General features: G+C 55.6%; 21 protein-coding genes and 1 pseudogene. 14 read left to right on the forward strand and 8 right to left on the reverse strand.

Annotated elements, in window-relative coordinates:
- Nucleotides 1-3: 3 nt before the first annotated feature.
- The 9 genes from ABLU86_RS05890 to ABLU86_RS05930 all read left to right on the forward strand — a co-directional run bounded on the left by ABLU86_RS05890 (nucleotide 4) and on the right by ABLU86_RS05930 (nucleotide 6,264).
- Complete coding sequence (locus ABLU86_RS05890; protein ID WP_020078687.1) at nucleotides 4-513, forward strand: GNAT family N-acetyltransferase; 510 nt, start codon at nucleotides 4-6, stop codon at nucleotides 511-513.
- A gap of 9 nt (nucleotides 514-522) precedes the next feature.
- A complete protein-coding gene (locus ABLU86_RS05895) occupies nucleotides 523-1,443 on the forward strand; it encodes an amino acid ABC transporter permease (protein ID WP_015366434.1) in 921 nt (306 codons plus the stop codon).
- Entirely contained in the window at nucleotides 1,427-2,203 is a 777-nt protein-coding gene (locus tag ABLU86_RS05900) for an amino acid ABC transporter ATP-binding protein (protein ID WP_015366435.1), read from the forward strand. Before ABLU86_RS05895 ends, ABLU86_RS05900 begins: the two co-directional genes overlap by 17 nt.
- Nucleotides 2,204-2,223: 20 nt before the next feature.
- Nucleotides 2,224-3,093: a transporter substrate-binding domain-containing protein gene (locus ABLU86_RS05905; RefSeq protein WP_126026698.1), complete on the forward strand. Its 870-nt coding sequence runs from the start codon at nucleotides 2,224-2,226 to the stop codon at nucleotides 3,091-3,093.
- Between the two features lie 73 nt (nucleotides 3,094-3,166).
- On the forward strand, nucleotides 3,167-3,865 hold the full coding sequence (locus tag ABLU86_RS05910; RefSeq protein ID WP_015705540.1) for a YoaK family protein: 699 nt from the start codon (nucleotides 3,167-3,169) through the stop codon (nucleotides 3,863-3,865).
- A gap of 35 nt (nucleotides 3,866-3,900) precedes the next feature.
- Nucleotides 3,901-4,518: a glutathione S-transferase family protein gene (locus ABLU86_RS05915; RefSeq protein ID WP_348795987.1), complete on the forward strand. Its 618-nt coding sequence runs from the start codon at nucleotides 3,901-3,903 to the stop codon at nucleotides 4,516-4,518.
- Nucleotides 4,519-4,586: 68 nt separating this feature from the next.
- Entirely contained in the window at nucleotides 4,587-4,814 is a 228-nt protein-coding gene (gene pptA / locus ABLU86_RS05920) for a tautomerase PptA (protein WP_015366439.1), read from the forward strand.
- 355 nt (nucleotides 4,815-5,169) lie between these two features.
- Nucleotides 5,170-5,604 (forward strand): winged helix-turn-helix domain-containing protein, encoded by a 435-nt coding sequence (locus ABLU86_RS05925; protein ID WP_020078688.1) that lies wholly within the window; start codon nucleotides 5,170-5,172, stop codon nucleotides 5,602-5,604.
- A 66-nt stretch (nucleotides 5,605-5,670) separates the two neighbouring features.
- Nucleotides 5,671-6,264, forward strand: a complete 594-nt coding sequence (locus tag ABLU86_RS05930) for a LuxR C-terminal-related transcriptional regulator (RefSeq protein ID WP_223848511.1) — start codon at nucleotides 5,671-5,673, stop codon at nucleotides 6,262-6,264.
- A 42-nt stretch (nucleotides 6,265-6,306) separates the two neighbouring features.
- Here ABLU86_RS05930 and ABLU86_RS05935 read toward each other — a convergent pair whose 3' ends face one another.
- Nucleotides 6,307-6,888: a flavin reductase family protein gene (locus ABLU86_RS05935; protein ID WP_015366443.1), complete on the reverse strand. Its 582-nt coding sequence runs from the start codon at nucleotides 6,886-6,888 to the stop codon at nucleotides 6,307-6,309.
- A gap of 174 nt (nucleotides 6,889-7,062) precedes the next feature.
- Here ABLU86_RS05935 and nhoA point away from each other — a divergent pair, with 174 nt between their 5' ends.
- Entirely contained in the window at nucleotides 7,063-7,908 is an 846-nt protein-coding gene (nhoA, locus tag ABLU86_RS05940) for an N-hydroxyarylamine O-acetyltransferase (RefSeq protein WP_348795988.1), read from the forward strand.
- Between the two features lie 169 nt (nucleotides 7,909-8,077).
- Here nhoA and narI read toward each other — a convergent pair whose 3' ends face one another.
- The 6 genes from narI to ABLU86_RS05970 form a co-directional block, all read right to left on the reverse strand.
- Complete coding sequence (gene narI / locus ABLU86_RS05945) at nucleotides 8,078-8,758, reverse strand: respiratory nitrate reductase subunit gamma (protein WP_116299734.1); 681 nt, start codon at nucleotides 8,756-8,758, stop codon at nucleotides 8,078-8,080.
- Nucleotides 8,755-9,450, reverse strand: a complete 696-nt coding sequence (gene narW, locus ABLU86_RS05950; RefSeq protein ID WP_015705535.1) for a nitrate reductase molybdenum cofactor assembly chaperone — start codon at nucleotides 9,448-9,450, stop codon at nucleotides 8,755-8,757. The genes narI and narW overlap by 4 nt, the downstream gene beginning before the upstream one ends.
- Nucleotides 9,450-10,994 carry a nitrate reductase subunit beta gene (narH, locus tag ABLU86_RS05955; protein WP_015366447.1) on the reverse strand — a complete coding sequence of 515 codons (1,545 nt, stop codon included), beginning with the start codon at nucleotides 10,992-10,994 and terminating at the stop codon, nucleotides 9,450-9,452. The genes narW and narH overlap by 1 nt, the downstream gene beginning before the upstream one ends.
- Nucleotides 10,991-14,731: a nitrate reductase subunit alpha gene (locus tag ABLU86_RS05960; RefSeq protein WP_348795989.1), complete on the reverse strand. Its 3,741-nt coding sequence runs from the start codon at nucleotides 14,729-14,731 to the stop codon at nucleotides 10,991-10,993. Before ABLU86_RS05960 ends, narH begins: the two co-directional genes overlap by 4 nt.
- A gap of 55 nt (nucleotides 14,732-14,786) precedes the next feature.
- Complete coding sequence (locus tag ABLU86_RS05965) at nucleotides 14,787-16,175, reverse strand: NarK family nitrate/nitrite MFS transporter (protein WP_163389007.1); 1,389 nt, start codon at nucleotides 16,173-16,175, stop codon at nucleotides 14,787-14,789.
- Between the two features lie 179 nt (nucleotides 16,176-16,354).
- On the reverse strand, nucleotides 16,355-16,936 hold the full coding sequence (locus tag ABLU86_RS05970) for a TetR family transcriptional regulator (protein WP_047053636.1): 582 nt from the start codon (nucleotides 16,934-16,936) through the stop codon (nucleotides 16,355-16,357).
- A gap of 121 nt (nucleotides 16,937-17,057) precedes the next feature.
- Between ABLU86_RS05970 and ABLU86_RS05975 the strand changes: the two genes are divergently transcribed.
- The gene (locus tag ABLU86_RS05975) at nucleotides 17,058-18,548 is read left to right on the forward strand and encodes an MFS transporter (protein WP_020078692.1); all 1,491 of its coding nucleotides are present in this window, start codon (nucleotides 17,058-17,060) and stop codon (nucleotides 18,546-18,548) included.
- Between the two features lie 2 nt (nucleotides 18,549-18,550).
- On the opposite strand, the gene ABLU86_RS05980 is transcribed toward ABLU86_RS05975, so the two are convergent.
- Nucleotides 18,551-19,348, reverse strand: coding sequence for an IclR family transcriptional regulator C-terminal domain-containing protein (locus tag ABLU86_RS05980; RefSeq protein ID WP_015705530.1), 798 nt, complete (start codon nucleotides 19,346-19,348; stop codon nucleotides 18,551-18,553).
- 209 nt (nucleotides 19,349-19,557) lie between these two features.
- Between ABLU86_RS05980 and ABLU86_RS05985 the strand changes: the two are divergent.
- From ABLU86_RS05985 to catA, 3 genes and pseudogenes are all read left to right on the forward strand, one after another.
- Nucleotides 19,558-20,720 (forward strand): annotated as a pseudogene (locus tag ABLU86_RS05985) (muconate cycloisomerase family protein).
- A gap of 12 nt (nucleotides 20,721-20,732) precedes the next feature.
- Nucleotides 20,733-21,023 (forward strand): muconolactone Delta-isomerase, encoded by a 291-nt coding sequence (gene catC, locus ABLU86_RS05990; RefSeq protein WP_015366454.1) that lies wholly within the window; start codon nucleotides 20,733-20,735, stop codon nucleotides 21,021-21,023.
- A gap of 68 nt (nucleotides 21,024-21,091) precedes the next feature.
- Nucleotides 21,092-22,018, forward strand: coding sequence for a catechol 1,2-dioxygenase (gene catA, locus ABLU86_RS05995; RefSeq protein ID WP_015366455.1), 927 nt, complete (start codon nucleotides 21,092-21,094; stop codon nucleotides 22,016-22,018).
- Nucleotides 22,019-22,026: the final 8 nt, after the last annotated feature.

The following is a 22,026-nucleotide window of genomic DNA, read 5'->3' on the forward strand; positions in this document are numbered from 1 at the left end:
GCTATGAGCGAAGCATTCCGTGATATCTCTCCGGACGCGCCGGAGCTACAGCCGATTATTAGCGGCCTATTTGCCGAGTACGCCGCCCGTTACGGCGACTATTTTTCTCGTGATGCGGAAGTGGAGTTAACCGAATGGTATCTGCCGCCGCAGGGGCTGTTTATTGTACTGGAGCGTGACGGCGAAATCATCGCCACCGGCGCTTACAAGCCGAAAGATCCGCACACCGCGGAAATTAAGCGGATCTGGACGCATCGTCGGCTGCGTCAACAGGGGCTGGCAGCCAGGGTTGTACAGGAACTCGAGCGCCGGGCGGTGCTGGCAGGGTATAGCCATATTTATCTCACCACCGGTTTTCGCCAGCCGGAAGCGGTAAAGCTCTATTTAAGCCAGGGGTACGAAGCACAGTTTGACCTCACTCGCGACCCGGAAGAGTACAGCCGCCCGCCTTATGATGGGCGGTTGCGGTTCACTAAAGCGCTGGCGGTTAGCGCCCTCAGCCACAGCGCTTAAGGAGGCGTCATGCAATCATCTGAAACGATTAAAGTGGTTCCGGCTCGCTATCCGCTGCGCGTCGCCGGGGCGGTATTGGCCCTACTGGTGCTGGCGGTCGTCGTGCAGTCGGTCGCGTTCAACCCGCGCTGGGAGTGGGGGGTGTTCGCACACTGGTTCTTCGACCCGGTGATCCTTGAGGGGTTGGGGCAAACGCTGCTGCTCACGCTACTTGGTACCTTTTTAAGCGTCATCTTCGGCGGCCTGTTGGCGCTGGCCCGCTTGTCGTCGTCGTGGCTGCTCAGCAGCCTGGCATGGGGATATATCTGGCTGTTTCGTTCGCTGCCGCTAATCGTGGTGTTGATCATTCTGTACAACTTTTCATATCTCTACGACAGCTTATCGTTGGGGATCCCCTTCACCGGCATAACCTGGGCGAGCTACCAGACTATCAACGTACTGGGGCAGTTTTCCACGGCAGTGGTCGGTCTGACGCTGGTGCAGAGCGCCTATACTGCCGAAATTATCCGCGGAGGCTTTTTGGGCGTGGATCACGGGCAGTATGAGGCCGCCGCCGCGCTGGGACTCCCCGCCTGGCGACGTACGCTGCGGATCATTTTGCCGCAAGCGCTGCGCACCATTCTGCCTGCGGGGTTCAATGAAATCATTAGCCTGGCAAAAGGGACGGCGATGGTTTACGTGCTGGCGATGCCGGAATTGTTCTACACCATTCAGATGATCTATAACCGCACCCAGGAAGTGATCCCGTTACTGATGGTGGGCGCCGCGTGGTACCTGGTGATTACCAGCGTGCTTTCTGCAATTCAGTACCTGGTTGAACGCGCGCTGGCGCGCAGCGAACGGCGCTCAGCGGTGAACAGCGTGCGTAATAATCGCGTTAACCAACCGGCTCGTCAGCCGCAGGAGGCCGTCCATGCTCAACTCTCGTAATGGTCATATTTCGATAACCGGGGTCAGTAAATACTTTGGTCGTCATAAAGCGCTGGATGATGTCTCCCTGGAGATTGCGCCGGGAACGGTGACGGTGATCCTGGGGCCGTCCGGTTCGGGAAAATCGACGCTGCTGCGCACCATTAACCATCTTGAACGGGTCGATGAAGGGTTTATCCAGATTGATGGCGACTATATCGGCTATCGCCGTCAAGGCGACAAGCTGTATGAGCTGAAAGAAAAAGAGATCCTCCGCCAGCGGGTTAACGTGGGCTATGTATTTCAGAACTTCAATTTGTTCCCGCATCTGACGGTGCTGGAGAATCTGATTGAAGCGCCGATTGCCCATAAACAGGCCAGTCGCAAAGAGGCGATTGCTCGTGCGTATGAACTGTTGGACATTGTCGGTTTGCGCAACAAAGCCGATGCCTGGTCACGGCATCTTTCCGGCGGCCAGCAGCAGCGCATCGCCATCGCCCGCGCGCTGGCGCTCAATCCGCGCGTGATCTTGTTTGATGAACCTACTTCCGCGCTGGATCCAGAACTAGTTGGCGAAGTGCTCGATGTAATTAAAAAACTTGCCCGCTCCGGGACGACGCTTGTGGTGGTAACGCATGAAATCGGCTTTGCCCGCGAGGTTGCCGACCAGGTGGTGTTTATGGTCGATGGCAAAATCGTTGAACAGGGCAGCAGCGATGAAGTGTTAAATAATCCGCAACACCAGCGCACCCGGCAATTTTTATCACGGGTGCTGGCATGAGGAAATTAGCTGCCGCTCTCATGCTGCTCCTGAGCATCAGCGAGGCGCGCGCCGAACTTGATTTGCGCGCCAATGAACGGCCATTGCCGGTGACGCGAGATGATAACGCGATTAGCAAAATCCCGCCGAACTATCGTTTTGTGGAGCCCGGCGTGCTGACGGTGGCGATTTCGGCGTTAAATTCGCCGCCGCTGGCGCTGCTGGCCAGCGACAACCGTACGCGCATCGGCAGCGACCCGGACATTGCCCGTTTACTGGCGGGTAGCCTTGGACTGAAACTGAAGCTGGTGCCTACGGCCTGGGAGGACTGGCCTTTGGGGATCGCGTCAGGGCGTTACGATGTGGCATTGATTAACATTGCGGTGACCGAGAAGCGCAAAGAGAAGTTCGATTTCGCCACCTACCGCGTTGACTCGCTGGCCTTTTCGGTCAAATCAACCAGTGAGATCACGCGGATTTCAGATGCGCAGGATCTCTCGGGGCGTAAAGTCATTGTCGGTTCTGGCACCAACCAGGAGCGGATCCTGCTGGGGTGGAATGCGGAAAACGAAGCCGCCGGCCGTCAGCCGGCGTTACCGGTTTATCTTACTGACGATGCCTCCGGCAATTTGTATATTCAGTCGGGAAGGGCGGATATCTTTTTTGGCCCGCAGTCGGTGGCCTCTTATAAGGCTGCATTAAACGGGAAAACTAAAGTCGTCGGGTTGGGACCCAAAAAAGCCTGGGTGGCGACTACTACTAAAAAAGGCAATGGGCTGGTATACGCGCTGCAGGCGGCGCTAAACGGCGCGATCGCTCGCGGCGAGTATCAGCAGGTGCTCGCGCGCTGGGGGGAACAGGGGGAGGAAGTCAGGCAATCGGAGGTCAATCCGCCGGGGATAACCTATTGATGCAATGATTATTCATAGCAGGGATTGCTATACTCATGGCTACATCGTGTGTCTTTTTAATGGATTAATCACTGTGGCTGAAAACCAACTCTTACTGGAGCAACGCTGGCAGCACCATCGTGAACCCGCGTTGCTCGCCGCTTCCGGCGGCGCTATCGACACCATCAGCTTCATCACCTTGTTTGGCCTGTTTACCGCCCACGTCACGGGAAACCTGGTGGTGGCCGGTGCAGCACTGGCCACCAACAGCGAAGGTATTTTATCCAAACTGCTCGCCATTCCTGTTTTTATGCTGGCAGTGGCGCTCGTTACGCTGGTTATCAAACGTCGAAAAATTATCACGCCACGCTTCCTTGGCGGCTTGTTCGTCGTCGAGATCCTGCTGTTACTGCTTTTCGGCCTGTTGGGGCTGCTGTGGCAGCCCTTTGTCGGCGCGGATAGCGCGACCGCGTTAATCACCGGCATGGCAGGGGTAATGGCGATGGGGGTGAGGAATGCAACCACCCGTTTATTATTACCCACCACCAGCCCGAGTACGATGATGACCGGCAACGTCACGCAGTTAACCATCGATGTGGTGAACTGGTGCCAGGCGCCTAACCGCGAGAATAGAGAGAAAATCAAAAAATCGGGGGCTTCGGTGCTCGGTTTTCTGCTGGGCGCAGGGCTCGGAGCGCTGGGCTACATCCTGGCGGGCTTTTACTCGGTACTTATTCCGGTGGTACTGGTGGCCATCGTCGCCTGGCGCGAATTCAGCGCCGCGCGGAATTAGTGCTACGCTAAAAGTTTTCTACGCGGGAGCTGACGATGATGAAATTGTATGGCGTGCCGGGGTGGGGCTCGGCGATAAGCGAGATGATGCTAACGTTGGCCAATATCCCTTATCACTTTATCAATGTCGATGGCTTTGACCAGCCAGGCGCGCAGCGAGAGAAACTGTTGGCGATCAACCCGCTGTGTCAGGTGCCCACTTTGCTGCTGGCTGATGGCAGCGTAATGACGGAGTCGGCGTCGATAGCGCTGATGATCCTCGACGAGCGCCCGGATCTGGCGCCGCCAGCCGGTACGCCACAGCGCCGGCAGTTTCAACGTTTGCTGATCTGGCTGGTGGCTAACGTTTATCCTACCTTCACCTATGCCGACTATCCCGAACGTTGGACAGCCTCAGCGCCTGACGAACTGCGTGAGAGCTGTCAGCAATACCGCAAATCACTGTATCTATGGCTGGAACAACAGCTGGCTGCCGCGCCTTACGCCTTGGGCGGGGATATCACGCTGTTGGATTGCTATATTGCCGCGATGTACAGTTGGGGGCCGCGCCGAGAGTGGTTCGCGGCGCATACGCCAAAGTTTGCCGCCGTGGCGCAGGCGGTTTATCGCCGTACGGAGCTGCAGCAGGTACTGCATGACAACAATCTTCTTTAAAGCACTAATTGTGACTTGCATCAGGAAACCTGTGATAGTTTTAAATTCCCAAGAATAAGGAGCCTGCTATGCCACATGTCGATATTAAATGTTTTCCCCGTGAACTGAGCGAAGAGCAAAAAAATGCGCTGGCTGCGGAAATCACTGAAGTTCTGATCCGCCATCTTAGTACAAAAGACAGTTCAGTTAGCGTTGCGCTCAATCAGGTGCAGCAGAGCGACTGGCAGCAGGTATGGGATAATGAAATCGCGCCGCAGATGGATTCTTTGATTAAGAAACCGGGATACCGAATGTAAAAGACCGGCCGCCGTTAGCGCATTTTCGTCACGCTAAATAGACTACCATCGGCCGAGGTCAATTTTACTTGAGCGAAAGATATGCCACTTTATTGATTCAGATCAATAAAAGTGGCTTTTTTTTGATTTCCATACCTTTCATTAATTTACCTTTTGTAAAGTAATTGGCCATTTAAGAATAATCCTAATCAACATAAATAACTGATAATACTGCACTATATAGTGCATTGCGCTTTATATGTATTTAAATGTAGTTTTATGTTTTGATTATTATGCATATCAAAATTGTTTAGGCGATTGCTGATTTGCCATGTAACCTGCCTTTGAAATGATGATTTTTATCATGGAGAGATGAATGATAATAGGTAGTGCGTTACTTGGTTACCAATTAGAGGATGATTTTTTTTACTTCTTGAAGTACCGGGAAATAGCTACTGTAAGTGGTAATAGAAAAAACATCCGTCTACGAAAAACGATGGCCTGTTTAATTGAGTATTTATTTGAACATGGTCTTGAAAGAATGGTTAGTGATGAAGAGTTGATGGTACATGTCTGGGAGAAAAATGATTTAAGGCCCTCATCACAACGTTTATGGCAAGTGATGCAAAATTTACGTCGGATCCTGAAGGATATCGGCATCGAACAAGAGATTATATTACGCGTTAAGACTCAGGGTTATTATATCAATAGTCATTACGTTACGAGTGTTTATTCGGTAAGAACTCATAAACCATTCTGCCAGAATAATGATGCGACCGTTCAGCTTTGTGAGCTGTCCGAGCTAAATTAATAGCCATAGGGTCTGCCGTATTCAAGGTATGCCTGTCGTTTTCATGTTAAGGTTATAAAATTGAAGGTGATAATTAATAGTAAGGATATTTGGTTCCGACTGGGCGTGGAACACTGTCTGCAACAGATAGCTTCTGACGATAATGAGATCGATTACGCTGATTTGGATTTTTGTAATCATTCTATACAGCAAGCGGATCTCATTATATTGCCGTTACATGGCTATCAAGATTACAAGCATATTTATGCGCTATCTCAATTTTATCAGGGCATGATTCTGGGTGTGAGCACCTCCAGAAACGTTCACTCACGGCGGCTTTTATTTCGCCAAAATATATTATGGATAAGCAGTCGTGAAACCATAGACAATGTTCAAAAATTATTGTTAACGATCAAGCATCGGCAATTATATCATCATGATGGTCAACCGGATTTTAGTGTAATGAAGGCAAAAGATGGGGCTCCGCTCAGCGAAAGAGAAATGATGATTATTGATCATGTCGCCAAAGGCACTCCGGTGAACGCCATTGCCAGAGCGTTGGGACTGCGGGTAAAAACCATTTATGCGCATTTAGATAAAATTAAAGCTAACTTCAACCTTAAAGGTGGAAGTCACTTTCATCGCTTCATGATAAGCCCGCCGTCTTATCACTTACTCTAAAAGATGGTGAAAGGGAATGACGGCAAAGTTGCCGTCATTCTGTTAATTATGTGGCGTATTCGCCTGCACGTGACGGCCGCTGGCGACAAAATTGCCGGTACCGAGATGGTGAATAGTATTGAGTTTGTCATCATCAAACTGCCAGCGCCCGCTGACGAAGGCTCGTTCATCGGCCGCGGCGGCAACTACTTCGCCAAACAGCGTATCGTATTGCTCTTGTGCCGCGGTGGCGGGTAGCAGACGGCATTCCATCCACGCCAGGCATTTCTCTTCAATTAACGGTAGCCCCAGTTCGGGCCCATTCACCACCGGGATTCCGTAAGCATTGAACTTATCTTCATCACGCCCGCTCACGCTGCCGACTGCATAGACCCAACTGGCGGCGGCCACGCCCGGCACCACAATGCCAAAGGCGCCGTTACGCTCAATGATCTCCCGCGTCCAGGTGCTTTTATCCACCACAATAGCCACTCGCGGCGGGGCAAACTCAACCGGCATCGACCAGGCGGCGGACATCACGTTACGCCGTCCTGACTGCGCATCATAACTGGTGATCATAATGGTCGGGCCGTGGTTGAGCAGGCGGCTGGCGTACTGAAGTTCCACGTGGCGAAAACGGCTCATAAGCGTTCCTTGGTGAGTGGGCGGATGCCTGTAAGTAGTTTATTCACAATACAAAGGTAATCAATACATCAACGGCTATGTAAATCAGATATCAGCTGGCGCGATCGCACAAAATACACCGTCGCGGGGAAAAAATAGGCTATAAATGTCGGACACCAAAAGCTGGAGGCGTTGATGACCCCATTTTTAAGCGCGTATTTTACTCGTCTGGCCTGGACGGGAACCCCCGATGTTTCCATTGACACCCTGCGAGAGTTGCATAGCCATCATAATAGCGCGATCCCGTTTGAAAACCTGGACGTTCTGCTACCGCGTGAAATCCACCTTGACGATCGGGCGCTGGAAGAGAAGTTAATCACCGCCCGCCGCGGCGGCTACTGCTTTGAACAGAACGGGCTGTTGCAGCGGGCGCTAAGCGAGATCGGTTTCTCGGTTCGCAGCCTGTTGGGCCGCGTGGTGCTGGCGAATCCGCCGCAGATGCCGCCGCGCACCCATCGCTTGCTGCTGGTGGAGGTCGAAGGCGAACGCTGGATTGCTGATGTCGGCTTTGGGGGGCAAACCCTGAACGCGCCGATTAAGCTGCTGGCCGATATTCCGCAGCATACGCCGCATGGTGTTTACCGCCTGGTGCATGAAGGCGATGAGTGGACGCTGCAGTTTAATCATCATGAACACTGGCAGTCGATGTACCATTTCGATCTGGGGCGACAATATGCCTCTGATTATGTGATGGGTAACTTCTGGTCGGCGCACTGGCCGCAGTCCCATTTCCGCCATCATCTGCTGATGTGTCGTCATCTGCCGGACGGCGGAAAAATGACGCTCACCAATTTCCATTTTACCCACTGGGAAAATAACCATGTAGTGGAGAAGGTGGATCTTGCGGACGTGTCGGCGCTTTATGAAACGCTGCAAACCCGCTTCGGACTTGGTGTAGATGACCCGAAGCACGGCTTCAGCGAAGCCGCGCTGGCAGCAGTGATGGCGGCGTTCGATACCCATCCGGAAGCCGGGAAGTAACGCTGATGACGACGGCGAAGAAAGCGCAGTTTCGCCGTTGTAGGCCGGATAAGGCGTAGCCGCCATCCGGCATAAAGGCTGGAGCCGGGGCTGATGAATATGACCCGGAGTCGGCGCAGGCGCCTCGTCCGGGCTATTGGTAAACGGGCATGGCTGGGGCCGCCAGCGCTCAGCGCCGGGAGCGCACCACCTGGTAGCGGCGGGTGAAATACTCTATCGGCGCGCTCCAGACGTGAACCAGCCGGGTGAACGGGAAGATAAGGAAGATAGTCATTCCCAGCACCAGATGGACGCGATACACCCACGCGACGCCGTCCAGATGCGCCGATGCGCCGCCGTGGAAGGTGACTACCGCCTGCGCCCAATCCACCAGTTTCAGCATTTCGCTGCCGTCCGTATGCTGGGCGGAGAACGGGATGGTCGTCAGCCCCAGCGCGCACTGAATCAGCAGAATGCACAGGATCAGGATATCCGCAGTGGTGGAGGTGGCGCGAATGCGCGGGTTGGTCAGGCGGCGCGCCAGCAGGCCAATACCGCCGACCAGAGTCAGTACGCCGCAGACACCGCCCAGCACCATCGCCATTACCTGTTTCTGCGACATCGGCAGGAACCATGAATAGACCCAGTGCGGCGTCAGCATCCCGAAGAAGTGGCCGAAGAAAATGCCGAGGATGCCGATATGGAATAAGTTCGACCACAGCACCATGCCCCGTTTATCGAGCATCTGGCTGGATGACGCGCGCCAGGTATACTGCCCGTAGTCATAGCGCAGCCAACTGCCCACCAGGAACACGGTGCCGCAGAGATAAGGGTAGATATCGTAAAAGAAGACGTTTAAGTACTGTATCATTTCGGGCCTCCGGCGCGGATGTCGACGTACTGCGGCGCCACATCCTGGCTAAAGCGTCGTTGATAAGCTTGCATTGGCGAGCTATCGCAAGCGGTTGCATTATCTTCAATAAACTTCACCTGTTCCTCTTCCCACACCGCATCCAGCGCCTGGCGCGTGTCGTCACGCTTCTCACTCGCTACCTGCCTGGTGACACTGTCACTATTAAGTGGGCTATCCGCCAGCGCAAGAAGGGTGTCAAAGAGTTGATAGTAATCGCATTCGCGCTGCTTTAAGCGTCCACCGAGCAACGCCAGAATAGGCGCGACGTTCTGCAGTCCTTCACGGGCATCGGCTAATGGGAGAATGCTGAGGTATTCAAGATATAAAGGCAGGTGGTCCGGCAGTTCGCGACAATCGATCTGCAGGCCCGCCTGTTCATACTGGTTCATCAGATCGACCATCGCCTGGCCGCGATCGCGTGATTCGGCGTGAACGTGTTCAAACAGCAACAGCGAGGTGGCGCGACCGCGTTCAAATACCTCACACCATTCGGCCTGGCGGTCGAGCAGCGGCGCCGCCAGTAATCGCCTAACAAACGGCGTCAGGGCAGGCGCATCGGCGCTGACCAGCGCCAGCGCCTCCTCGCGGTTATCCCACAGCGCGTCGTCGGGATACTCCAGCAACAGAGCAATGACTTTGAGGATCCGCATTACTCTCCCTCCCCATGTCGACGAACGTCCCCGACGTCAATAGCGTCGATGCGACGACTGTTGAACAGGTTGAATTTAGTATCAGAACCATGGCAACCATCGCCGAAGGTAAAACCGCAGCCGTTGCGTTCAGGGAAGGCGTCCTCCGCCAGTTCGCGGTGGCTGGTGGGGATCACGAAGCGGTCTTCATAATTGGCGATCGCCAGGTAGCGATACATCTCTTCCACCTGTTCGACGCTGAGGCCCACTTCTTCAATCGCACGGGTATCGGTCACGCCTTCGACGGTTTGCGAACGTTTGTAATGGCGCATCGCCATCATGCGTTTTAACGCGCGCAAGACCGGGCCGGTATCACCGGCGCTCAGCAGGTTCGCCAGATACTGTACCGGTATACGCAGGCTTTCTACCGCCGGCAGGATGTTACCGTTACTCGGCAGGCCGCCAGCGTCGGCGACCGACTGAATCGGCGACAGCGGCGGCACGTACCAGACCATCGGTAAGGTGCGGTATTCCGGGTGCAGCGGCAGCGCCAGCTTCCAGTCCATCGCCAGTTTATACACCGGTGATTTCTGCGCGGCGTCGATCACGTTATGTGGAATACCCTGTTTCAACGCCTCTTCGATGACCGCCGGATCGTTGGGGTTAAGGAACACATCACACTGGCGCTCGTAGAGGTCGGTTTCATGTTCAGTGCTGGCCGCTTCTTCGATACGGTCCGCGTCGTACAGCAGCACGCCAAGGTAGCGGATGCGGCCAACGCAGGTTTCTGAACAGACTGTCGGTTGCCCGGACTCAATACGCGGATAGCAGAAGATGCATTTTTCCGATTTGCCGCTCTTCCAGTTAAAGTAGATTTTTTTGTACGGACAACCGCTGATGCACATCCGCCAGCCGCGGCATTTATCCTGGTCGATCAGCACGATACCGTCTTCTTCACGCTTATAGATGGCGCCGCTTGGGCAGGTCGCTACGCAGCTCGGATTGAGGCAATGTTCGCAAAGACGCGGCAGATACATCATGAAGGTGTTTTCAAACTGGCCGTACATCTCTTTTTGCATCGCTTCGAAGTTGCGGTCTTTGGCGCGTTTTTCAAACTCGCCGCCGAGCAGTTCCTCCCAGTTTGGCCCCCAGGTGATCTTATCCATCCGTTCGCCGCTAATCAGCGAACGCGGGCGGGCGGTAGGCAAGTATTTGCCCTCCGGCGCGTTGTGCAGGTGCTGATAATCGTAGGTAAAGGGTTCGTAATAATCGTCAATCTGCGGCAGCACCGGGTTGGCGAAAATCTTCGACAACACGCTGACGCGGTTGCCCAGACGCGGAGTAAGCTTGCCGCTGATACCGCGGATCCAGCCGCCTTGCCACTCGTCCTGATCTTCCCAGTTTTTGGGGTAACCAATACCTGGCTTGGTTTCCACGTTGTTGAACCACGCATATTCCATCCCTTCGCGGCTGCTCCAGACGTTTTTACAGGTGACGGAGCAGGTATGGCATCCGATGCATTTATCCAGATTCAGCACCATTCCGACTTGTGAACGTATTTTCATTTCTTCGCCTCCTGTACCTGGTCACGACCTTCGCCATCCAGCCAGTCAATATTTTTCATTTTGCGGATCATAATGAACTCGTCGCGGTTGGAGCCGACGGTGCCGTAGTAGTTAAAGCCGTAAGCCAGTTGGGCATAGCCGCCAATCATATGCGTGGGTTTAGGACAGACGCGGGTCACGGAGTTGTGGATGCCGCCCCGGCGACCGGTCACCTCCGAACCAGGAATGTTCATAATGCGTTCCTGAGCGTGATACATCATGGTCATGCCCGGCGGCACGCGCTGGCTCACCACCGCACGCGCGGTGAGGGCGCCGTTGGCGTTGAAGGCTTCGATCCAGTCGTTATCTTCAATCCCCAGTTCTTTTGCGTCGGTTTCGCTTAGCCAGACGATGGGCCCGCCGCGCGACAACGTCAGCATCAGCAGGTTTTCGCTATAGGTCGAGTGGATACCCCATTTCTGATGCGGGGTCAGGAAGTTCAGCGCTTTTTCCGGGAAGCCGTTTGGCGGCACTTCCTTCATCTGGCTGACGCTGCGCGTATCGATCGGTGGGCGATAGGCCACCAGACTCTCGCCGAAGGCGCGCATCCAGGGATGATCCTGATACAGCTGTTGCCGCCCGGAGAGGGTACGCCACGGGATCAGTTCGTGAACGTTGGTATAACCGGCATTATAGGAGACATGTTCGCTTTCCAGACCAGACCACGTTGGGCTGGAGATGATCTTGCGCGGCTGCGCCTGAATATCGCGGAAGCGGATTTTCTCATCCTCTTTATTCAGCGCCAGATGAGTGTGGTCGCGGCCGGTAAATTCTCCCAGCGCTTGCCAGGCTTTCACCGCCACCTGGCCGTTGGTTTCCGGCGCCAGGCTTAAGATGACTTCACTGGCGTCGATAGCGCTGTCGATACGCGGACGGCCTTTGGCCGGACCGTCTGGCTTGACGTAGTTAAGTTTGCCGAGGAAGTCGACCTCGCTTTGCGTATTCCACGAAATGCCTTTACCGCCGTTGCCGAGCTTATCGAGTAACGGCCCCAGCGAGGTGAAGCGTTCCCAGGTGGCCGGGTAGTCACGTTCAACCAGCGCAATTGACGGCGCGGTTTTGCCTGGAATGAGATCGCATTCGCCCTTGCGCCAGTCGAGGACATCGAACGGCTGTGACAGCTCCGCCGGAGAGTCATGCTGCAGCGGTACCAGTACCACATCGGTCTCTTTATCAAGGTGGCCGACGCACACTTCAGAGAAACTTTTGGCGATGTCCTTGTAGATTTCCCAGTCGCTTTTCGCCTCCCAGGCCGGGTCGACGGCGGCGGAAAGGGGGTGGATAAACGGGTGCATGTCTGAGGTGTTCATATCGTCTTTTTCATACCAGGTGGCGGTCGGCAGGACGATATCGGAGAACAGGCAGGTACTGGACATGCGGAAATCGAGGGTCACCAGTAGATCAAGTTTGCCCTCGATCGCCGCGGTCTGCCACTCGACTTCCTCCGGCTTCACGTCAGCGGTGGAGCCAAACTCCTCGCCCTGAATACCGTTATCGGTACCGAGCAGGTACTTGAGCATGTACTCATGGCCCTTACCGGACGAACCCAGCAGGTTCGAACGCCAGATAAACAGGTTGCGCGGGTGGTTGTTGCCGCTATCCGGCTGCTCGGCGGCAAAGCGAATATCGCCTGCTTTTAACGACTGGACGGTGAAATCGGCCGGTGACAGCCCGGCGGCCTCGGCCTGCTGCCTGATGCTCAGCGGATTAACGTTAAGCTGCGGCGCGGAAGGCAGCCAGCCCATGCGCTCGGCGCGAACGTTGAAGTCAATCATATGGCCGCTGAATTTGCTGGCGTCGGCCAGCGGCGACAGCAGCTCCTGAGCGGTCAGTTTTTCGTAGCGCCACTGGCTGGCGTGGTTGTAGAAATAAGAGGTACTGTTCATCTGCCGCGGCGGACGAGTCCAGTCCAGCGCGAACGCCAGCGGCAGCCAGCCGGTCTGCGGGCGCAGTTTCTCCTGGCCGACATAGTGCGACCAGCCGCCGCCGCTCTGTCCGACGCAGCCGCAGAACACCAGCATGTTGATCATCCCGCGGTAGTTCATATCCATGTGGTACCAGTGGTTCACACCGGCGCCGAGGATAATCATCGAACGGCCATGGGTTTTATGCGCCGTATCGGCGAACTCGCGGGCGATTTGTTCGATATGTTGACGCGGCACGCCGGTGATCTGCTCGGCCCATGCCGGGGTATAGGCTTTGACATCCGCGAAGTCGCGCGCGGCATTGGCGTCGTCAAGACCGCGATCCAGACCGTAGTTAGCCAGCACCAGGTCATACACGCTCACCACCAAAGCGCTCTCACCATTGGCCAACGGTAGCTGTTTAGCTGGCAGCTGATGAAGCGTTACCGGCTCCTGCTTCACGCTGCGGAAATGCGGGTTTTCGTTGCCGCCGAAGTAGGGGAAACCGACCGACACCACGCTATCGTGCATATCCAGCAGCGACAATTTTAATTCGACGTCCCGGCCGTTAGCCTGTTGTTCGAGATTCCATTTGCCTTTTTCGCCCCAACGAAAGCCGATGGAGCCGTTCGGCGCGACCAGTTCGCCATCGGCGTTATAGGCGACGGTTTTCCATTCCGGGTTATTACTTTCTCCCAGCCCGTCAAGCAGGTCGGCGGCGCGCAGCATACGGCCAGGCGCATAGCTGCCGTCGTCACGACGGTCGAGCATTACCAGCATCGGCATATCGGTATAGGTACGGCAGTAGTTGAGAAAGTAATCGCTTGGGTTATCGAGGTGGAAGGTTTTGAGGATCACGTGGCCCATCGCCATCGTCAGCGCGCTGTCGGTACCTTGCTTCGGCGCCAGCCACTGGTCGCAGAGCTTGGCGACTTCCGAATAATCCGGAGTAATGGCGATGGTTTTGGTGCCCTTGTAGCGCACTTCGGTGAAGAAGTGCGCGTCCGGGGTCCGGGTCTGCGGGACGTTTGAACCCCAGGCAATAATGTAGCTGGAGTTATACCAGTCGGCGGATTCCGGCACGTCGGTCTGTTCGCCCCAGGTCATCGGTGAGGCGGGGGGTAAATCGCAGTACCAGTCATAAAAGCTCAGGCAGGTGCCGCCGATCAACGATAAATAGCGGGTACCCGCGGCGTAGGAAACCATCGACATCGCCGGGATCGGCGAAAAGCCCGCGACGCGGTCCGGACCGTAGTTTTTGATGGTCCAGACGTTGGCTGCGGCGATCAGTTGATTTAACTCTTTCCAACTGGAGCGAACAAAACCGCCTTTACCGCGGATTTGTTTGTAGCTGCGGGTTTTCAGGGGGGCCTGCATGATGCTATCCCAGGCCTGTACCGGGTCGGGATGCTGTGTAAGTGCTTCGCGCCACAGCTCAATCAGCCGTTTGCGCGCCAGCGGGTACTTCAGGCGGTTGGCGCTGTAGAGATACCAGGAGTAGCTGGCGCCGCGCGGACAGCCGCGCGGTTCGTGATTTGGCAGGTCCGGTCGGGTGCGCGGATAATCGGTCTGCTGGGTTTCCCAGGTGACCAGACCGTTTTTGACATAAATTTTCCAGCTACAGGAGCCGGTACAGTTCACACCGTGCGTGGAGCGGACAATTTTGTCGAATTGCCAGCGTTGCCGGTAGCTATCTTCCCAGTCACGGTTATTGTCGTAGACCTGACCGTGGCCGTTGGCAAAGGTCTCGCGTTTCTGCTTAAAGTAGCGAAAGCGATCCAGTAATTTACTCATGACATTTCTCCTGCTCCGCTAATGTCCGGCATCGTGCCATCCGGTAAATAGGTCGTTATGGTTGTGCTGGTTTACGGCGCCCGTAGACCAGCCAGGTCACCAGCACGCAAACCACATAGAAGACAAAAAAGACTTTCATCGCGCCCACCGGCGAGCCGGTCATGGCCAGAGAGGTACCGAAGGCTTTTGGAATAAAGAAGCCGCCGATGGCGCCAATTGCAGCGATGAAACCGAGCGCGGCGGCGGTATCGGTCACCGCTTCATGCTGGGCCTGTTCGTCGCTGCCGCCGCGCTTTTTCACGCTATCAATGGTGAGCTGACGGAAGATCACGGCGATCATCTGGAAGGTGGAACCGCTGCCAAGCCCGGCGGTTAAGAACAGGCCCATAAACACCACGTAGAAGGCGAAGAAGCTGCCGGAACCGGAGCCCGGCAGGGTGAGGAAAAGCAGCCCGGTAAAGACCGCCATCAGAATGAAGTTGACCAGCGTCACCCGTACGCCGCCCAGGCGGTCGGAAATGATACCGCCGAAGGAGCGCGCCAGCGCGCCGATAAACGGGCCGAAGAAGGCCAGTTTCAGGATATCGACATCCGGAAACTGGGTTTTCGCCAGCATCGCGAAGCCGGCGGAGAAGCCAATAAACGAGCCGAAGGTGGCCAGATACAACAGACTTAGCAGCCACATATGCGGGCGTTTCAACACCGGTAGCTGATCGCGAATTGAAGCTTTGGAACTGGCAATATCGTTCATGCCGAACCACGCGAAAACGGTGGCGATAACCAGTAACGGCACCCACAGCAGCGGTGAGTTGCCAAGCCACAGCATGGCGCCGCCAGGTTGCTCAACGCCGCGAACGCCCAGAAAGGTAAAAATCGGCAGAAAGATAAAAATAGGAGAGACCAGTTGCATCACGCTGACCCCGAGATTGCCGAGCCCGCCGTTAATCCCTAATGCGCTGCCTTGTTTGGCCTTGGGGAAGAAGAAGCTGATGTTGCCCATACTGGAGGCGAAGTTGGCGCCGGCAAAACCGCAGAGTAACGAAATTGCGATAAATACCCAGTACTGGGTAGTTGGATTTTGTACTGCCAAACCCAGCCATAAACAGGGAATCACTAGAATAACCGTGCTAATAACCGTCCAGTATCGCCCACCCATAATAGGTACCATAAAGGAGTAGGGTACGCGTAATATTGCGCCGGAAAGCGAAGGTAGCGCCGTTAATAAAAAGAGCTGGTCAGTAGTGAAATTAAAACCCACTTTATTGAGATTGACCGCAACTGCGCTAAATAACATCCAGACGCAGAAGGCGAGTAACAGACAAAATACGGAAATCCATAAGTTCCTGCGCGCAATCGCTTTTCCTTTATTTTCCCAGAAGGCTTCATTTTCTGGTCGCCAATCTTTTAAAAGATAATGATTCTTTTTATCACCTTCTATCGACATAACACCCTCACTAAAGCGTACGAGATCAAAAGGATAAATAAAAAACAGCTGAAACTATGCAGGCTGGAATTAAGCTTCAGCTGTTTTTAATAATTGTATTGTTTGAGGATAGATAAGAATCGAGGCGTGAAAGAATTCACGCCGACAATGAAGGGCGGTCAATTGTTACTAAATGTAACCTAAACCTGAGGGAGTTCCAGCGCGATATAATGTTTTAAGTAACGGATAAATGCCGCGTCGTCAATCGCTTGCATCCCCAGCGCGTAAATGCCATCCAGCCCGCAAACCAGAGCAATCAGACGCCAGGCGATATTATCAGCCGTATCCTGCGGCTGAAATTCACCGGCTTCGGCGCCGCGGTTAATCGCCGTGACCGTTTCATCATGCCACATGCTCATGGTAAGCAGATATGCGGCCTTAATTTCCTCATCGCTATCGGACAAAATCTGCGCTTCCCGCCACAGGCGGATATAGGGTTCGAGACGGCCATCTTCGCTGCCAAGTAATGAAAACAGGCGTTCGCTCCAGGAGGCGTCATCGGTCAGCAGTTGAATATCGAGCATTTCGCGGATCAAACGGATAAAGGCCTGCGCTTTCAGCTCGCCGGTCGAGGTAAAATGATGATGTAACTGACCTGCGGCGACGCCGGCTTCGCTGGCTATCTGTCGCACGGTCATGGCGCTGAAGCCGCCATTTAGCGCCACTCGCATGGCGGCCTGCATGATAACTTCCCGACGCGCTTCCCGATTTAAATAGTGCATAGCGACCCGTAACCAAGAGGTGATGGGATGATGGTAACAAAAAGTTGGACAGGCGTTCAACAATCCGGCAGGATCGCAATCCTGGACGCGTGTCCAATTTGATAAATTGAGGAAAAGAAGTATGTCTCGGCAATGGTTAACGCTGATGGCGATTTTGCTGGTTTATATCCCGGTGGCGATTGACGCAACGGTACTGCATGTGGCCGCCCCGACGCTCAGCGTCGCGCTTGGCACCAGCGGCAATGAGCTACTGTGGATCATTGATATCTATTCGTTGGTGATGGCCGGTATGGTGCTGCCGATGGGCGCATTAGGCGATAAAATCGGCTTTAAGCGCCTGTTGCTGCTCGGTAGCGCCATTTTTGGCATCGCTTCGCTGTGCGCCGCGCTGTCGCCGTCGGCGATAACGCTGATTATTTCCCGCGCGCTGCTGGCGGTTGGTGCGGCGATGATTGTGCCGGCGACGCTTGCCGGGATCCGCGGCACTTTCGCCGAAGCCAGCCAGCGTAACATGGCGCTGGGATTATGGGCCGCGGTGGGCTCCGGCGGCGCGGCATTTGGCCCGCTGGTGGGCGGCATGCTGCTGGAACATTTCTACTGGGGATCTGTTTTCCTGATCAACGTGCCAATTGTGCTGCTGGTCATCGCCATCAACGCTAAGGTTGTGCCTCGTCAGCCCGCCCGCCGCGAGCAGCCGCTGAATCTGCCGCAGGCGCTGATCCTGATTGCGGCCATTCTGATGCTGGTATTTAGCGCTAAGTCAGCGTTAAAGGGGCAGTTGGCGCTGTGGCTGATTGTGCTGGTGGCTATCGGCGGCGCGGCCATGTTGACCTGGTTTGTCCGCAAGCAGCTGTCGATGCCGACGCCGATGGTGGATATGCGTCTCTTCACCCACCGCATTATTTTGAGCGGGGTGATGATGGCGATGACCGCGCTCATTACGCTGGTCGGTTTTGAATTGCTGATGGCGCAGGAGCTGCAGTTTGTGCATCAGAAAACACCGTTTGAGGCCGGGCTGTTTATGCTACCGGTGATGGTCGCCAGCGGCTTTAGCGGGCCGATTGCCGGAATGCTGGTATCTAAACTGGGGCTGCGGCAGGTGGCGACCGGCGGTATGTTGCTGAGCGCGTTGAGTTTCCTGGGGCTGTCGATGACCGACTTCAGCACCCAACAGTGGCAGGCGTGGGGGTTAATGACGCTGCTGGGCTTTAGCGCCGCCAGCGCGCTGCTGGCGTCAACGTCGGCGATCATGGCGGCGGCACCGAAAGAGAAGGCGTCGGCGGCAGGCGCCATTGAAACCATGGCCTATGAATTGGGCGCGGGGCTTGGTATTGCGCTGTTCGGCCTGATCCTGACCCGTAGCTACAGTTCGGCGATTGAACTGCCTGCCGGGATTGGTGGTGAGGCAGCGGTACAGGCCTCATCGTCCATCGGCGAGGCGATGAAGGTGGCGCAATCGCTCCCCGCGATACCGGCAGATTCACTGATTGCGGCGGCGAAAACCGCGTTCATTAGCGCCCATAGCATTTCGCTGGCGACGGCTGGCGTTCTGCTGTTGTTGCTGGCGCTGGGGATCTGGCGCGGGCTGGCCAATACGCCGGCGCCACGGTAATGTCATAGCTGAAGAGAAAGCTCCATCGCCGCGCGACGCAGCGGCGCGAGGGCTTTCTCCTTCAGCGCCGCGGCGCTCATCGAAGAGGCGGGGACGCCAACGTTGAGGGCCGCCACCACCTGGCCGCTGCGCGACAGCAGCGGTACCGCAAGCGAGCATAATCCAACTTCAATTTGCCTGTCCGCCAGCGCATAGCCCTGCATGCGAACTTTAGCTATTTCCGCGCGTAATGCCGTGGGGTCGCACAGGGTATGCGGGGTGTAGCGCATAAGATGTGCGCGTGACAGTGTCACTTCAAGTTGTTCTTCTGGCAGCGCGCTCAGCAATACCCGTCCCATTGAAGTCGTCCATGCCGGGAGGCGACTGCCGCGTCCCAGATCGACGCTCAGTAAGTTATTGACCGCCGCGCGGGCGATATACAGTACGTTGTCGCCATCAAGCGTGGCGGCGGAGCAGCTTTCACCTAACGTCTTACCAAGATTGTCCAGCGCCGTTTGCGCCACCTTCGCCAGCGGGGTTCCCGCCAGATAGGCGTGGCCCACTGCCAGCACGCGCGGCAGAAGTTCATAGCTGCGGCCGTCCGGGCTGTGCACCATCCCCAGCGCCGCCAGGGTATACAGGCAGCGGCGCACCGCCGCGCGGGAAATTTGCGTTTTTTGACTTAACTGCGAAATGGTCAGCCGCTGGCGCTGGGGAGTAAAAGCATTGAGCACCTCCAGCCCGCGGGCGAGTGACAGCATAAAATTGGGGTCGTGCTCGGCCTGCCTGGCGCTCAGCGTAGTGTGGGTATTGTCGCTCATTGCATCTTTCTCCGTTGCAACGTAAAGCTCACGGGGAATTACTATACCGCGCGCAAACCAGGGCGCGCCGAATTGTGCCTGTTTTACCACCTCGATCACATTATTAACCGCAATTTAACAAGCGTGCCGATAATCGCACAACATTTCGATTATCGCCGTTGACCATCCGCCAGGCTGGACCCTATTGTCAAAGCACAGACATCCCCGTTATGGATGTGGGTACAAAAAGTTATGCATCTTTCAGGAACAAAAAATGACTGCGACCGTAGAACGCATTGAGAGCTGGTTAGTGGATGTACCGACTATCCGGCCACATAAATTATCGATGACCACCATGGGCTGCCAGACGCTGGTCATCGTGCGCATTACCCGTTCCGATGGCGTATGCGGTATCGGTGAAGCGACGACCATCGGCGGGCTGAGCTACGGCGTCGAGAGCCCGGAGGCTATCGCATCGGCCTTGAACCACTATTTGACGCCGCTGCTGAAAGGGCAGCCGGCCGATAATCTGAATGCGCTGACGGCGCGTATGAACAGCGCCATTAAAGGCAATACTTTCGCAAAGTCTGCCATTGAAACCGCGCTGCTGGACGCCCAGGGGAAAGCCTTAGGCTTACCGGTCTCGGCGCTGCTCGGCGGCGCGCTGCAAACGTCGTTGCCGGTGCTGTGGACGTTAGCCAGCGGCGACACCGCAAAAGATATTGCCGAAGGGGAAAAGCTGTTAGCCGAGCGCCGCCATCAGGCATTCAAGTTGAAAATTGGCGCGCGGGAATTAGCCACCGATCTCCGCCATACCCGCGCCATTGTCGAAGCTTTAGGCGATCGCGCCAGCATTCGCGTTGACGTTAACCAGGCCTGGGATGCCGCCACCGGCGCGAAAGGGTGCCGAGAGCTGGCGGCGATGGGGGTCGATCTCATCGAACAGCCGGTGAGCGCGCAGGACAATGCAGCGCTGGTGCGCCTGAGCCAGCAAATCGAGACAGCGATTCTGGCGGATGAAGCGGTCGCGACCGCATACGATGGTTATCAACTGGCGCAGCAGGGCTTTACCGGCGCTTACGCGCTGAAGATCGCCAAAGCGGGCGGGCCGAATAGCGTGCTGGCGCTGGCCCGCGTCGCGCAGGCGGCGGGGGTTGGCCTGTATGGCGGCACGATGCTGGAAGGAACCGTGGGTACCGTTGCTTCTCTGCATGCCTGGTCGACATTGCCAATGCAGTGGGGAACCGAGATGTTCGGCCCGCTGCTACTCAAAGACGATATTGTCAGCGTTCCGCTGACCTTTGCCGACGGTCAGGTGGTGTTGCCGCAAACGCCAGGGCTCGGGGTGGAGCTGGATGAAGACAAGCTGCGCTTCTATTCCCGTAAAGCATAACAGGAGAAAATAATGCTATTTAAAGTTGATATGACCGTTAATATTCCGATCGGTTTTCCTGCCGCCGAAGCGGATGAAATTAAACAACGCGAAAAAGCCTATTCGCAACAATTACAACGTGAAGGCAAGTGGCGACATATCTGGCGTGTCGCCGGTCTTTACGCCAATGTCAGCATTTTCGATGTAAAAGATGCCGAAGAGCTGCATCAAATTTTAATGGGATTGCCGCTGTATCCATTTATGGATATTCGCGTAGAGGCGCTGTGCCGTCATCCCTCGTCGATTCGTGAAGACGATAGCTAATAATAATAACGTCGACCTCATGCCGGGGGCACCCGGCAAATATCCTACAATGATAAGAGAGAATAATTATGAGTAATGCTTTCGTACAACAAGAAGCCGTGCAGAAATTATTACGTGAAGGCGCGGGTTTAAATGTCCCTGGCGGTAATGAACGCTTTAAAGCCATTGTCCACCGTTTACTGGAAAATATCTGCACGCTGATCGATGACTATAACGTCACCGAAGAAGAGTTCTGGCATGCGGTGAACTATTTGCACGAGCTGGGTGGGCGCCAGGAGGCGGCGCTGCTGGCTGCGGGTCTTGGTCTTGAGCACTTCCTCGACCTGCGTCAGGACGCTATCGACGCGGCGGCGCATCGTGAAACCGGTACCCCGCGCACCATCGAAGGGCCGCTGTATGTAGCCAATGCCCCGCTGGCCGACAGCCATGCCCGCATGGATGATGGCACCGATGCCGGCGAAGTGATGTGGCTGCACGGCCAGGTTAAAGATAATCAGGGCCAGCCGATTGCTAACGCCATCGTTGATATCTGGCACGCCAATACCCTGGGTAATTACTCGTTCTTCGATCAAAGCCAGAGCGACTACAACCTGCGTCGTCGTATTCGCACCGGCGCCGATGGCCGCTATAGCGTGCGCAGTATCATGCCATCCGGCTACGGCTGCCCGCCGGATGGTCCAACTCAGAAGTTGCTGGACCAGTTAGGCCGCCACGGTAACCGTCCGGCGCACATTCACTTCTTCGTCTCCGCGCCGGGCCATAAACATCTGACCAGCCAGATCAACCTCAGCGGCGACAAATACCTGTGGGATGATTTTGCCTTTGCCACCCGCGATGGTCTGATTGCCGACCCGGTGAAAGTGAGCGACCGCGAGACGATTGCACAGCGTGAACTGGACGGCGAGCATACCGAAGTGCGCTTTGATTTCACCCTCTGTAAAGCGCTGAGCCCCGACGAAGAGCATCGCGGCGCCCGTCTGCGCGCCAAAGAGTAATCTGCTTT

Source organism: Klebsiella sp. JN_Kp121 (assembly GCF_040062145.1).
Taxonomy (GTDB): domain Bacteria; phylum Pseudomonadota; class Gammaproteobacteria; order Enterobacterales; family Enterobacteriaceae; genus Klebsiella; species Klebsiella aerogenes.

Bases quoted from the DNA above. Each gene is read 5' to 3' on its own strand.
- narW (WP_015705535.1), bottom strand. From the start codon at position 9,450: ATGCGGATCCTCAAAGTCATTGCTCTGTTGCTGGAGTATCCCGACGAC.
- ABLU86_RS05900 (WP_015366435.1), top strand. From the start codon at position 1,427: ATGCTCAACTCTCGTAATGGTCATATTTCGATAACCGGGGTCAGTAAA.
- ABLU86_RS05915 (WP_348795987.1), top strand. From the start codon at position 3,901: ATGATGAAATTGTATGGCGTGCCGGGGTGGGGCTCGGCGATAAGCGAG.
- narH (WP_015366447.1), bottom strand. From the start codon at position 10,994: ATGAAAATACGTTCACAAGTCGGAATGGTGCTGAATCTGGATAAATGC.
- ABLU86_RS05975 (WP_020078692.1), top strand. From the start codon at position 17,058: ATGTCTCGGCAATGGTTAACGCTGATGGCGATTTTGCTGGTTTATATC.
- pptA (WP_015366439.1), top strand. From the start codon at position 4,587: ATGCCACATGTCGATATTAAATGTTTTCCCCGTGAACTGAGCGAAGAG.
- ABLU86_RS05965 (WP_163389007.1), bottom strand. From the start codon at position 16,175: ATGTCGATAGAAGGTGATAAAAAGAATCATTATCTTTTAAAAGATTGG.
- ABLU86_RS05960 (WP_348795989.1), bottom strand. From the start codon at position 14,731: ATGAGTAAATTACTGGATCGCTTTCGCTACTTTAAGCAGAAACGCGAG.
- ABLU86_RS05890 (WP_020078687.1), top strand. From the start codon at position 4: ATGAGCGAAGCATTCCGTGATATCTCTCCGGACGCGCCGGAGCTACAG.
- catA (WP_015366455.1), top strand. From the start codon at position 21,092: ATGAGTAATGCTTTCGTACAACAAGAAGCCGTGCAGAAATTATTACGT.
- ABLU86_RS05925 (WP_020078688.1), top strand. From the start codon at position 5,170: ATGATAATAGGTAGTGCGTTACTTGGTTACCAATTAGAGGATGATTTT.
- catC (WP_015366454.1), top strand. From the start codon at position 20,733: ATGCTATTTAAAGTTGATATGACCGTTAATATTCCGATCGGTTTTCCT.
- nhoA (WP_348795988.1), top strand. From the start codon at position 7,063: ATGACCCCATTTTTAAGCGCGTATTTTACTCGTCTGGCCTGGACGGGA.
- ABLU86_RS05970 (WP_047053636.1), bottom strand. From the start codon at position 16,936: ATGCACTATTTAAATCGGGAAGCGCGTCGGGAAGTTATCATGCAGGCC.
- ABLU86_RS05980 (WP_015705530.1), bottom strand. From the start codon at position 19,348: ATGAGCGACAATACCCACACTACGCTGAGCGCCAGGCAGGCCGAGCAC.
- ABLU86_RS05935 (WP_015366443.1), bottom strand. From the start codon at position 6,888: ATGAGCCGTTTTCGCCACGTGGAACTTCAGTACGCCAGCCGCCTGCTC.
- ABLU86_RS05895 (WP_015366434.1), top strand. From the start codon at position 523: ATGCAATCATCTGAAACGATTAAAGTGGTTCCGGCTCGCTATCCGCTG.
- narI (WP_116299734.1), bottom strand. From the start codon at position 8,758: ATGATACAGTACTTAAACGTCTTCTTTTACGATATCTACCCTTATCTC.
- ABLU86_RS05905 (WP_126026698.1), top strand. From the start codon at position 2,224: ATGCTGCTCCTGAGCATCAGCGAGGCGCGCGCCGAACTTGATTTGCGC.